This window comes from Uruburuella suis (genome assembly GCF_022870845.1).
Classification (GTDB): domain Bacteria; phylum Pseudomonadota; class Gammaproteobacteria; order Burkholderiales; family Neisseriaceae; genus Neisseria; species Neisseria suis.
Genome location: NZ_CP091507.1, coordinates 954,446 through 966,990, shown reverse-complemented (window position 1 = coordinate 966,990; position 12,545 = coordinate 954,446). Strand labels below are relative to the sequence as shown.

The following is a 12,545-nucleotide window of genomic DNA, read 5'->3' as shown; positions in this document are numbered from 1 at the left end:
GATACTCGTATCCGACATTTAGCCGAAGGCTGAAAATAAAACTGGTTCTGCGAACAAGCGTCGGATTCGAGAGCCCGACCTATGGCGGCTTTTGCACCATGTGTAGGGTGTGTGGCGCAAGCCACGCACGCGGTTGCAGAGAATCGAACAACGCGTGCGTGCCATAGGTGCACACCCTACTCACGCATGCTGCGCTTGCTACGGTGGTAACACAAGCCAATGTCTGTCTGAAAAGACACACCCTTTCAGACAGGCATCATTAACCGATAAAGCCGTTTTCATTCCTTTCAGACGGCCTTATCTTTAAAACCCCCTTTAAATCCAAACATGGAGAACACATCATGAGCAATATCCCTGCCGAACTGAAATACGTATCCAGCCACGAATGGTTGCGCGCCGAAGCCGACGGCACCATCACCGTGGGCATCACCGAGCACGCGCAAGAATTGTTGGGCGACATCGTGTTTGTCGAGCTGCCTGCCGTGGGCGCGGTGCTGGCTGCCGACGAGCAAGCGGGTGTGGTGGAATCGGTAAAAGCCGCATCCGATGTGTATGCGCCGATTGCCGGTGAAATTGTGGCCGTGAACCAAGATTTGGTGGATGCGCCGGAAACGGCCAACAGCGAGCCTTACGGCGCGGGCTGGTTTTTCCGCATCAAACCGGCCGATGCCGCTGCTTTAGACGGTTTGCTGACTGCCGAGCAATACGCTGCCGAAATCGGCTGATGATTGAGAAGGCCGTCTGAAAGCAGTTTTGCGTTCAGACGGCCTTTTTTATCATACAAAGGCGCGCCCAAAGGCCGTCTGAAAGCAGCGTATGCATTCAAACGGCCTTTTCACAACACCCAAAAAATCTATGAAAACCATCGGCATTATCGGCGGCATGAGCCCCGAAAGCACGGTTGTGTATTACCAAACCATCAACCGTGAAATCAACCGGCGCCTGGGCGGCAACCGCAGCGCCGATATTGTGTTGCACAGCGTGGATTTCGAGCAGATTGTGGCGCTGCAAAAAACCGGCGATTGGGCGGCAGCGGCCGCCTGCCTGAGCGAGAGCGCGCAAAAGCTCGAGCGCATCGGCGCCGATGTGTTGCTGCTGGCCACCAACACCATGCACAAAGTGGCCGATGAAATTCAGGCCGCCGTGCAAGTGCCGCTGCTGCATTTGGTTGATGCCACCGCCGAAGCCGTGAAAGCGCAAGGCTTGGCCACGGTGGGCTTGCTCGGCACGCAATTCACCATGAGCGACGGCTTCTACAGCCGCCGTATGCAGCGGCAAGGCGTGCGCACTTTGGTGCCGTCTGAAACACAGCGGGCGGAAATCCACCGCGTGATTTTTAATGAATTGTGCCTCGGCCGCTTTGAAACCGAGGCCAAGGCTTATTATTTGGATGTGATTGAAGATTTGCGCACGCAAGGTGCCGAGGGCGTGATTTTGGGCTGCACCGAAATCGGCCTGCTGCTCAAACCCGAAGACTGCGCCCTGCCCTTGTTTGACAGCGCTGAAATCCACGCACATTCGGCGGTGGATTTTGTTTTGCAATGCTGAACAAGGCCGTCTGAAAGAAAAACATGACTTATTGCGAATTTGCCAATCAGCTGCCGGACAACACCGACAACCCCAACAAGCATTACCACGATCACGCCTACGGCTTTCCGATTGAAGACGACAACGAATTATTCGAGCGGCTGGTGCTGGAAATCAACCAAGCGGGCTTGAGCTGGACTTTGATGCTGAAAAAGCAAAAAGCCTTTCAAGCAGCCTATTCGGGCTTCGATATCGCCAAAGTAGCGGCCTACACCGAAGCCGACCGCGAGCGCCTGCTGGCCGATGCCAGTATTGTGCGCAATAAATTAAAGGTCAACGCCGCCATTCACAACGCGCAGCAGATTTTGGCGCTGCAAGCCGAACACGGCTCGTTCAAGCAATGGCTCGATGGGCACCACCCGCGCAGCAAAGAAGAATGGGTGAAGCTCTTTAAAAAGCAGTTTAAATTTGTCGGCGGCGAGATTGTGAATGAATTTTTAATGAGCACAGGCTACCTGAGCGGCGCACACAGCGAAGATTGCCCGATATATGCCGAGGTGTTGAAGCGGCAGCCGCAATGGGCAAAAGATAGTGAAATCAAAGAAAAACGGATACAAAAATAAGAAATCTCAAAGCGTGTGTAGGGTGTGTGGCGCAGCCACGCACGCGGGTTAAACAGCTTCGGCGCAGGTGGCCGCCACATATTCTGCGCCGGTTTGCAAAAGCATTTCATTTATTTCATTATCGTGAAATATGGAAATGGCCGAAGTTGATGTCTATGCAAGCCGCAGGCAATGACAATAACACAACCAGGCAAAACAGCCTTTCAGGTTATTTTTTAAACAGGGATAACACAAGCCTTCAGGCCGTCTGAAAGCCGACTGCATAGAAAACACAATATGACCAAAGAATGGAATCCCGATCTTTACCGCCGCTTTGAAGCCGAGCGCACGCGCCCGGCGGCCGAATTATTGGCACGAATCCCGCCCAAAGCGTTTACCCGCGTGGTGGATTTAGGCTGCGGCCCGGGCAACAGCACCGCTCTTTTACGCCAAGCCTATCCCAACGCCGCGCTCACAGGTGTGGACACTTCCGCCGCCATGCTCGAGCAAGCCGCCGCGCGCGTGCCCTCTGCGCAATTTATTCAGGCCGATTTTACCGATTGGCAAAGCGATGCGCCGCCGGATTTGCTGTTTGCCAATGCCGCCTTGCAATGGGCGGGCAATCATGCCGATTTGCTGCCGCGCTTGGTGGAGCAGCTTGCCGAGGGCGGCGTGTTGGCGGTGCAGATGCCCGACAACCTCGAGCAGCTCTCGCATTTGCTGATGGCCGAAACCGCGCGCCTGCCGCAATGGCAGCCGCAAATGCAGGCCATGAAAAACCGCAGGCCGCTGGCCGAGGCGGAAGAATATTACGATATTCTAACCGCCGCTTCGTGCTCGGTGGATATTTGGCGCACCACTTATTACCACATCATGCCCGACGCCGAAGCGATAGTGCACTGGTTTCGCGCCACCGGTCTGCGCCCGTTTTTAAACCGGCTCACAGAAGCCGAACAAGCAGCTTTTTGCGCGGATTATCTGGAAAAGCTGCGCGCGGCCTATCCGCAGCAGGCTGATGGCAATGTGTTGCTGGCTTTTCCGCGGCTGTTTTTTGTGGCGGAAAAAAGTAAACAGCGGCATGTTTTGCTGAAAAACGCGTGATTTTTCATCAGCTGTTTCTGCCGGAATAAGCGCATACCCGCGTTTTTAAATGCAACAAACATGCACCCATACAATAAAGGCCGTCTGAAAGCCGACCGAAAACCATGATTAAGCTATGAACGCCGCCCACAACCCCGACCGCCCTCAACCGCTGCTGCTGCTCGCCATCGCGCTCATCGGCGTGTTTGCTTTTTTGCAGGTGTATTCCGTGCAGGCTGTTTTGCCGATTTTGATGCACGATTTACAGGCCAGCGAAGTGCAGGTGGGGCTGGCGGTGGGCGCCACGGTGATGGGCGTGGCGCTGATGTCGCCTTTTATGGGCATGCTCTCCGATGCGCTCGGGCGCAAGGTGTTTATTGTGGGCTCGCTGCTGTTTCTCGGCATACCCACCGCCCTGCTGGCCGGCGCGCAATCAATTGAAGCGATGATGTTTTACCGCTTTTTGCAGGGGCTGGCGGTGCCGGGGATTACGGTGGTGCTGATTGCCTATATCGGCGAAGAATTCAGTGGGCGCATGATGGCGCGGCTGATGTCGCTTTATGTGTCGGGCACGGTGCTGGGCGGCTTTTTGGGGCGCTTTTTGCTCGGCCATTTAAGCGAAATCATGGGCTGGCGCGGCGCGTTTTATGTGATGGCGGCCTTGAGCCTGGCCAGCGCGTTTTTCGTGTGGAAGCAGCTGCCCGCTTCGAGAAATTTTGTGGCCAAGCCCAAAATCCAAACTGCTTTGCAAACCTTGAGCGCGCATCTGCACAACCGCTATGTGCTCACCGCCGGCGCGCTGGGCGCTTGTGTGCTGTTTTCGCTGGTGGGCTGCTTTACCTATATCAACCTTTATTTGGCCGACGAGCCTTATGCCTTGAACAGCGCCCAGCTTGCCAACCTGTTTGCCGTGTATCTTATCGGCATGGTGATTACGCCTTTATCGGCCAGGCTCATCACCCGCTTCGGCGGCGCGCGCACGGTGATGATGGCATTGGCTTTATCGATGGCGGGCGTGTTGGCCACTTTATCGCCGCCCATGTGGGGCATTGTGGCCGCGCTCACACTGATGTCGTCGGGCGTGTTTATCACGCAGGCGGCCACCATCAGCTATATCGCCGTGAATGTGAAAGAAGGCCGCTCGCTCGCCTCGGGCCTCTATTACATGGCTTACTACACCGGCGGCACCATCGGCGCCTGGCTGTGCGGGCTGGCTTATAAAAGCGGCGGCTGGCACGGCGTGGTGGCCGCTTTGCTGGCGGTGCAGCTTTTGGCCTTGCTGATTGCCGCCAAAGGCATGGTGAAAACAAAAATAGCAAAGGCCGTCTGAAAAGCGGGAATCACAATCATCATGAACACACTTTCCATCACCCGCCGCCGCTTTGTGCAGATAAGCGCCCTTTTGGCCGCCGCTTTAACCGCTTGCGGCAAAACCGCGCCGCATGCCGCTCTGCCCACCGGCAGCACCATATTGGCGCTGGGCGATTCGCTCACCGCCGGCTACGGCGCCGATGCCGAAGCCGCCTACCCTGCCGTGCTCGCCGGCCTCACCGGTTGGCAAATTATCAACGGCGGCGTGTCGGGCAACACCAGCGCTCAGGCGCTGGCCAGATTGCCCGCGCTGATGCGCCGGCAGCCGCAATTGGTGCTGGTGAGCATAGGCGGCAACGATTTTCTGCGCAAAGTGCCCGAAGCCGACACCCGCAGCAACATCCGCCAAATCGTGCAGCAAATCAAAGCCGCAGGCATGCCGGCGGTGCTGGTGGCCGTGCCCTATTTCACCACCGGCGCCCTCTTCGGCCGCCTGAGCGAACACCCTATGTATGAGGAATTGGCCGCCGAATTAAACGTGCCGCTTCTCAAAGGCGCATGGGCGGAAGTGCTGGGCGACAAAAAATTGAAATCCGACCAGATTCACGCCAACGCGCAAGGCTACCGCGTGTTTGCCGAAAAAATGTGGGCTTTTTTAAAGCAGCAGGGTTTTGCGCGATAACGCACACATGCCGTCTGAAACCTTTCAGACGGCCTCAACAACAGCTATATCGCGCGCACCACAACAAAGGAATACAAAGGAATATCCATGCAACGCATATTATGCTTTCTGGCCGCAGCACTTGCCGCCGGCACTTTGCAGGCCGCACCACTGAACGAAGCAACCCGCGCCCATTATGCCGATATAAGCGAGCAGATGCAGGCGTATCTGCCTTTGCCGGTTAACGGTTTTATCACCGTAACCAAAGCGGCGCTTGAAAAAGATCAATGGCATGTAGATTACCGTCTGCCGCAAGCAGAAGCACTGATGCAAACCTTAACACCGGGAAAGCCCAGTAGCCGCGTGCAAGCCGAGCAGATGATGAGCGGCATTCTCCAAAGCATGAAGGCCGGCACGCTTCAGGAATATTATTTGGAAACCTGCCAATCGCCGCCGCCTTTGCAGCCGATTGCCATAAATTACCGCGTGCTCGACAGCAAGAGCAAGCTGTTGGCAAAATGGCAGGTCCACCCGCGCGAATGCCGAAGCGAAGCAGCCAAAAAAGCGCAGGCACGCGGCACGATGGCGTTTGAAAGCAGCATGATTGCGGATAATGTGCGCTTAGACGAGGGCGGCGTGAAAAACGGCCATATGTTTGCACGCTATACCCTTACCGATCAGGATTTCAGCCAAATCCACCCGGATGCACTGCTCTATCTGCACAGCCAAATGAAGCAGCTTTTGCTGCCGATGGCTTGCAGCCCGCAAGGCGGCCTGATGCCGGGCATACTATCGGCTCAGTTTGCCATGCAGGACAAACACGGCAGAGCATTGCCGCCGGTGGACATATCGGCGGTGGATTGCGCCCCGACAATGGCAACACAGAAATAAACGCCGTCTGAAACCTTTCAGACGGCCTCAACCACCCAATCAAGCAACAACGCAACATTTAACAAAACCAGAGGAAAAACCATGAACTTCAACGATTTATTCAACCCCGCCGAATTTAGCGCACGCCACATCAGCTTTGCCGACCAGCCTGCTTTGCTGGCCGCTTTGGGCGAGCAGGATATGCCGGCTTTTATTGATGGCACGGTGCCGCAGAGCATCCGTATGCCGTCTGAACTCGATTTGCCCGATGCGCTTTCCGAAGCCGATGCGCTGGCGAAATTAAAAGGCATGGCGGCGAAAAACCGAATCAACAAAAGCTATATCGGCCTGGGCTATTACCCCACGCGCCTGCCTTATGTGATTCAGCGCAATGTGTTGGAAAACCCGGGCTGGTACACGGCCTACACGCCTTATCAAGCCGAAATCGCGCAAGGGCGGCTGGAAGCGCTGCTGAATTTCCAGCAAATGTGCATTGATTTGAGCGGCCACGAAATGGCGGGCGCTTCGTTGCTGGATGAAGCCACCGCCGCCGCCGAAGCCATGGCCATGGCTCGGCGCGTGAGCAAATCGAAATCAAACCAATATTTTGTGGATGAGCGCGTGTATCCGCAAACGCTGGATGTGATGCGCACCCGTGCCGAATATTTCGGTTTTGAACTGGTGGTGGGCGATTTTCAAGCAGCCGCTGAGGGCGATTATTTCGGCGCCTTGTTCCAATATGTGGGCAAAAACGGCGATGTGGCCGATTTGAGCGAAGTGATTGCCGCCGTGAAAGCCAAAGGCGCGCAAGTGGCGGTGGCGGCCGATGTGATGAGCCTGGTGTTGCTGAAATCACCCGCCGAAATGGGCGCAGATGTGGCCTTGGGCAACACTCAGCGCTTCGGCGTGCCGATGGGCTTCGGCGGCCCGCACGCGGCTTATTTCACCTTTAAAGATGCCGACAAACGCTCTGCGCCCGGCCGCATTATCGGTGTGTCAATTGATGCTTCGGGCAAACCGGCGCTGCGTATGGCGCTGCAAACGCGCGAGCAGCATATCCGCCGCGAAAAAGCCAATTCCAATATCTGCACCTCGCAAGTGCTGCTGGCCAATTTGGCGGGCATGTATGCGGTGTATCACGGCCCCGAAGGTGTGAAACGCATTGCCACGCGCATTCACGCGCTGGCGAGCGCTTTTGCCGCTGCGGTTTCGGTTTCAGACGGCCTCGAAGTGGTGCACCCGGCCTTTTTCGACACCGTGCTGGTGGAATGCGGCAATAAGGCCGGCGACATTTACCAACGCGCGCTCGATGCCGGCTTCAACCTGCGCCGCGTGGGGGAAACTCAGTTGGCCATCGCTTTCCACGAAGAATCGAGCGCCGAAGATTCTGCCGCACTCACCGCTGTGTTCACCGGCAAAGCTGCTGCATTGCCGCAGGAAATCTCGTTTGCCTTGCCACAAAATCTGCTGCGCCAAGACAAAATCCTGCAACACCCTGTGTTTAACCGCTACCACACCGAGCACGAAATGCTGCGCTACCTGAAAAAGCTGGAAGAGCGCGATTTGGCGATGAACCGCAGCATGATTTCGCTCGGCTCGTGCACCATGAAGCTCAACGCCACCGCCGAAATGCTGCCGATTACCTGGCCCGAATTCAGCCAAATCCACCCCTTTGCCCCGCGCAATCAGGCGGCGGGCTATCTGGAAATGCTGGAAAGCCTGCAAAACCAGCTCAAAGCCATCACCGGCTTTGATGCGATTGCCATCCAGCCCAACTCCGGCGCACAAGGCGAATACACGGGCTTGCTGGCCATCCGCCGCTTTCACGCCGCCAACGGCCAAAGCAGCCGCAACGTGTGCCTGATTCCGCGCTCGGCGCACGGCACCAACCCCGCCACCGCGCAAATGCTGGGCATGAAAGTGGTGGCGGTGGCCACCGATGAAGCCGGCAATGTGGATATTGCCGATTTAGAAGCCAAAGCTGCTGAATTTAAAGACACTTTGGGCGCACTGATGATTACCTATCCTTCCACGCACGGCGTGTATGAAGAAGGCATACGCGACATCTGCCGCATCATTCATGAAAACGGCGGCCAAGTGTATATGGACGGTGCCAATATGAATGCACAAGTGGGCATTATGCAGCCAGCCGAAGTGGGCGCAGACGTGTTGCACATGAATCTGCACAAAACCTTCTGCATTCCGCACGGCGGCGGCGGCCCCGGCATGGGCCCGATTGGTTTGAAAGCGCACCTCGCCCCGTTTGCCCCCAGCCATGCCGTGGCACCGGTGGAAGGCGCAGTAGCGGGCATGGGCGCCGTGTCTGCCGCGCCTTACGGCAGCGCCGGCATTTTGCCGATTACCTGGATGTACATCACCATGATGGGCAAACAAGGCATGCGAGAGGCCACCGAAGCCGCGCTTTTGAACGCCAACTATGTCGCCCAAGCGCTGAGCGAAGATTATCCCGTACTCTACACCGGCAAAAACGGCCGCGTGGCGCACGAGTGCATCATCGACTTGCGACCCTTAAAAGCCGAGAGCGGCATCACCGAAGTGGACATCGCCAAACGCTTGATGGACTACGGCTTCCACGCGCCCACCATGAGCTTCCCCGTGGCAGGCACCTTGATGATCGAGCCCACCGAGAGCGAAAGCCGCGCCGAGCTCGACCGCTTTATCGCCGCCATGAAGCAAATCAAACAAGAAGCGCTGAAAGTGCAGCGCGGCGAATGGCCGGCAGACAACAACCCGCTGGTCAACGCCCCGCACGCCGCGTTTAACGTGGCCGGCGAATGGGCACACCCCTACAGCCGCGAAGAAGCCGTGTTCCCGCTGCCCTATGTGCGCGACAACAAATTCTGGCCGAGCGTAAACCGCGTGGACGATGTGTATGGCGACCGCAACTTAGTGTGTTCCTGCCCGAGCATTGATCATTACGAAAATTGATTGAATATCGGTGATGCATTATCAAGGCCGTCTGAAAAAGCTTTCAGACGGCCTTTTGCATGCAATATTTATAATAGAAAATGGGGCAAACGCGCCGCTCAAGCATTGCTTTCATAAGCCAGCAAGAGTTTTTTTAACAGCATAGAAAGCTGCGTTTGCTCTGCTTGGCTTAAAGGTGAAGCCAAAGATTTTTCCACATTCAGATGGGTGGGTGCTGCTGATTCAATCAGCTTTTTTCCCTCACCCGTTAATTGCACAATCACACCGCGCCGGTCGTTTTTATCCGGCAAGCGTACGATTAATCCGCGCGCCTCAAGGCGGTTGATGCGGTTGGTCAGGCCGCCGGATGAAATCATCACCAAGCCTTGCAGCTGGCCTGCGGTTAGCTGGTGGGGGACGGTTTTTCGGCGCAATGCCGCCAACACATTGAATTCCCCGATATTGAGTTGGTAGTGCGATAGGTTGGCCTCCAATTCGCGTGAAATGAAGTAATTGAGCCGGACGATGCGGCCGATGGTTTCCGTGCCGCCGGTGTCTAAATCGGGCAATACGGTGTGCCAGTGCATAATCAATTCATCTATCAGGTCTTTTTCTTTTCTTTCTTGCTGCGCCATACATATTCCTTGCTTGGTTGCGTGTTGTTTATCTGTGTGTGCCATTTATCGTGAAATAAAGAAGTGCTGCGGCTTGCTGCCTTGCACTTCTTTATTTATTCCGATGTATTGTAATTCAGTTTATTTTGATATGGAACTATTTTTACCAAAAAATCTTTATATTAAATATCTTTACATCAAACATCTTTGCATTAAGATAAATTTTTGAGTAGAATCGTTTGTGTAGGTTATTAATGTTTTGATTCTTTAGGAGTGATGAGTATGAAAACGGCTATTCGCGGTGCGATGTTAACTTTTAAAGCAGACCCTTTTTTCCAAGATTTGAAGGACTGCATGGTTTATGAATCGGATGCGGTGATTGTGATGGAGGCAGGGAAGATCACCGCTGTGGGCAAGGCTGATGAGGTGTTGACCACTTTGCCGGCCGATGTGGAAGTCACCCGCCATACCGACAGCATCATCATGCCCGGCTTTATCGACAGCCATGTGCATTATCCCCAAACAGAAATGATTGCCGCCTACGGCGAACAGCTGATCGACTGGCTCAATAACTATACCTTTATCGTTGAGCAAGGCTTTGCGCAAAAAGCGCATGCGGCAGAAGTGGCCAAGGTGTTTTTGAATGAACAGTTTAAAAACGGCGTGACCTCGTCAACCGTTTATTGCACCGTGTTCCCGCAATCGGTGGATGCGATTTTTGAAGAAGCCGAAAAATACGATATGCGTATTATGGCCGGCAAAGTATGCATGGACCGCAACGCGCCGGTAGCGCTGCTGGATACCCCGCAGCGCTCATATGACGAATCCCGCGCTTTGATTGAAAAATGGCACAAAAAAGGGCGTGCGGAATATGTGATCACCCCGCGCTTTGCGCCCACTTCTTCTGTGGCGCAATTGGAAATGGTCGGCGCGCTGGCGCAAGAATTTCCAGACACGCTGATTCAATCCCACGTTTCGGAAAATGTTAACGAAGTGGCTTGGGTGAAAGATTTATTCCCCGATGCGCGCGACTACACTGATGTGTATATGAAATACAACTTGCTGCGCGAGCGGGCGATTTATGGCCATGGCATTCACTTGACCGAAGATGAATTGTCGATATTCAGTGAAACCGGCTCGGCCATTGCGCATTGCCCCACTTCAAATTTCTTCTTGGGCTCGGGCTATTTCAACGTGAAAAAAGCCAAAGACCCGCGCCGCCCCGTGCGCGTCGGCCTGGCAACCGATTTGGGCGCGGGCACCAGCTTCTCTATTTTGCAAACCATGAATGAAGCTTATAAATCGGCGCAATTGAATGGCTATGCCTTGTCGGCTGGGCACGCTTTTTATCTGGCCACCCGCGGCACTGCCGAAGCGCTGCGTCTGGAAGACAAAATCGGCTCAATCGAAGTTGGCATGGAGGCCGATTTGGCCGTGATCAACCTGAAATCCACCCCCATCATTGAATACCGCATGCGCTATGCCAAAAATTTGGAAGAAACGCTTTTTATTCAGATGACATTGGGTGACGACCGTGCAATCGCGGCAACTTATGTTGCCGGCAAGCCGGTATATACGGCACCTGCGAATTAATCTTTTCTTCACCATAACGTTTCCTCCGGCGAACGATAAAAACCGGGGGAAACAGGAGTAAAAAATGAGTAATGCTCAAGTAAATTCACCCAAATTGGGTGGTGGCCGCGCATGGCTGGTATGGACGATTGCGGTGGCGTTTGTGGTTTGGCTCTTTAATGTGCAAACCGGCTACGCCATTTTGAATAACAGCGTGGCGCAGTCTTTGAATCTGCGTATTGATCAAATCGGTTTGATTGCTGCGGTTTACACCTGGGTGTTTGCCATCTCCCAGCTGTTTGCCGGTGCGTTGCTGGATAAATTGGGCAGCCGAAAAGTGTTGCTGCCGGCCATTGCGCTAGTGGCTATCGGGGTATTTTTATTTGCCTTTGCGCAAAGTTTTGAAATGCTGTTGTTGTCGCAAGTGATTTTGGCATTGGGCTCTTGCGCGGGCTTTGTGGGTGCGGGCTATGTGGGTGGCACTTGGTTTGGCATGGCCAAATTCGGCATTATGTTTGGCTTGGTGCAATTGGTGGCGGCCTTATCTTCCGCCTTTGGTCAAGCGGCTTTTGACGTTGCTTTGAGCACTTGGGATTGGCGCACGCTGATTACAGCATTCGGCATTTTCGGTGTGGCTTTGCTGCTCTGCGCCGTATTGTTTGTGCGTGACCCCGTGCCGGTTAGCAGCCAAAATCTTTCACCGGTTAAATTTGTCGGCTCCGTATTTGCCGCCATTACCGAAGTATTGAAAAAAGTGCAAATCTGGGTGATTGGTTTTCAGGGCGCCATCACCTTTGGGATGATGTTGGCCTTAGGTGTGGTGTGGGGGCCGAAATTGATGATGGCGCACGGTTTAACGGAAAGCGCCGCCAATCATGCAACGGCTTGTTTGTGGCTCGGCCTTGCCGTGGGCAGCCCGCTTATCAATAAAATTTCCGATATGCTTAAATCGCGAAAATGGCCTATTGTGATTTCCACCTTGATTCAATTGCTTGTTTTAGGCTTGGCGATTTATATGCCTATGTCGCCCACCCTCGCTATGGTGCTGTATTTCATCTTTGGTTTTGCCAATGCCGGCCACATGCTCAACTTTACCGCTGCCGGTGATAATGTGCCGCCCCGTTTGATCGGCACTTCCGCATCCATTGTGAATGGTTTGATGTTTGTGCTGGGCGGCTTATTAATGGGTTTGCCGGGTAATTTATTGAGCGGCACCGAAGGGCTGCTTGCCGATTATCAAAATGCCATGCTGGTTTGCATAGGGGCTTTGGCGGTTGCGCTGGTAATCTCGCTCTTTATTAAAGAGTGTTACCCCAAAAACCAATAAGTTGAAACGGGGCGGAATGCCCGCCCTGCTTCAACCTTTTTATCAAACCCTTA

The 12,545-nt window shown here is 54.4% G+C and carries 11 protein-coding genes; 10 read left to right on the top strand and 1 reads right to left on the bottom strand.

Annotation, left to right across the window (positions count from 1 at the left end; genetic code table 11):
- Positions 1 to 338 precede the first annotated feature (338 nt).
- The 8 genes from gcvH (at position 339) to gcvP (ending at position 9,000) form a co-directional block, all read left to right on the top strand.
- Positions 339 to 725, top strand: coding sequence for a glycine cleavage system protein GcvH (gcvH, locus tag LVJ78_RS04285; RefSeq protein ID WP_207894300.1), 387 nt, complete (start codon positions 339 to 341; stop codon positions 723 to 725).
- Between the two features lie 130 nt (positions 726 to 855).
- The gene (locus LVJ78_RS04280) at positions 856 to 1,548 is read left to right on the top strand and encodes an aspartate/glutamate racemase family protein (RefSeq protein WP_132953809.1); all 693 of its coding nucleotides are present in this window, start codon (positions 856 to 858) and stop codon (positions 1,546 to 1,548) included.
- Between the two features lie 23 nt (positions 1,549 to 1,571).
- Positions 1,572 to 2,150 (top strand): DNA-3-methyladenine glycosylase I, encoded by a 579-nt coding sequence (locus LVJ78_RS04275; RefSeq protein ID WP_132953810.1) that lies wholly within the window; start codon positions 1,572 to 1,574, stop codon positions 2,148 to 2,150.
- 276 nt (positions 2,151 to 2,426) lie between these two features.
- Positions 2,427 to 3,230, top strand: a complete 804-nt coding sequence (gene tam / locus LVJ78_RS04270) for a trans-aconitate 2-methyltransferase (RefSeq protein ID WP_132953811.1) — start codon at positions 2,427 to 2,429, stop codon at positions 3,228 to 3,230.
- Positions 3,231 to 3,345: 115 nt separating this feature from the next.
- Entirely contained in the window at positions 3,346 to 4,539 is a 1,194-nt protein-coding gene (locus LVJ78_RS04265) for an MFS transporter (protein WP_132953812.1), read from the top strand.
- A gap of 21 nt (positions 4,540 to 4,560) precedes the next feature.
- Positions 4,561 to 5,202 (top strand): arylesterase, encoded by a 642-nt coding sequence (locus LVJ78_RS04260; protein ID WP_132953813.1) that lies wholly within the window; start codon positions 4,561 to 4,563, stop codon positions 5,200 to 5,202.
- Between the two features lie 87 nt (positions 5,203 to 5,289).
- On the top strand, positions 5,290 to 6,072 hold the full coding sequence (locus LVJ78_RS04255) for a hypothetical protein (protein ID WP_132953814.1): 783 nt from the start codon (positions 5,290 to 5,292) through the stop codon (positions 6,070 to 6,072).
- Positions 6,073 to 6,153: 81 nt separating this feature from the next.
- Positions 6,154 to 9,000: an aminomethyl-transferring glycine dehydrogenase gene (gcvP, locus tag LVJ78_RS04250; RefSeq protein WP_132953815.1), complete on the top strand. Its 2,847-nt coding sequence runs from the start codon at positions 6,154 to 6,156 to the stop codon at positions 8,998 to 9,000.
- A gap of 98 nt (positions 9,001 to 9,098) precedes the next feature.
- Here gcvP and LVJ78_RS04245 read toward each other — a convergent pair whose 3' ends face one another.
- Complete coding sequence (locus tag LVJ78_RS04245) at positions 9,099 to 9,614, bottom strand: MarR family winged helix-turn-helix transcriptional regulator (RefSeq protein ID WP_132953816.1); 516 nt, start codon at positions 9,612 to 9,614, stop codon at positions 9,099 to 9,101.
- 255 nt (positions 9,615 to 9,869) lie between these two features.
- Here LVJ78_RS04245 and guaD point away from each other — a divergent pair, with 255 nt between their 5' ends.
- A complete protein-coding gene (guaD, locus tag LVJ78_RS04240) occupies positions 9,870 to 11,186 on the top strand; it encodes a guanine deaminase (protein ID WP_132953817.1) in 1,317 nt (438 codons plus the stop codon).
- Between the two features lie 64 nt (positions 11,187 to 11,250).
- Complete coding sequence (locus tag LVJ78_RS04235) at positions 11,251 to 12,492, top strand: MFS transporter (RefSeq protein WP_132953818.1); 1,242 nt, start codon at positions 11,251 to 11,253, stop codon at positions 12,490 to 12,492.
- The last annotated feature ends 53 nt before the right edge of the window (positions 12,493 to 12,545 follow it).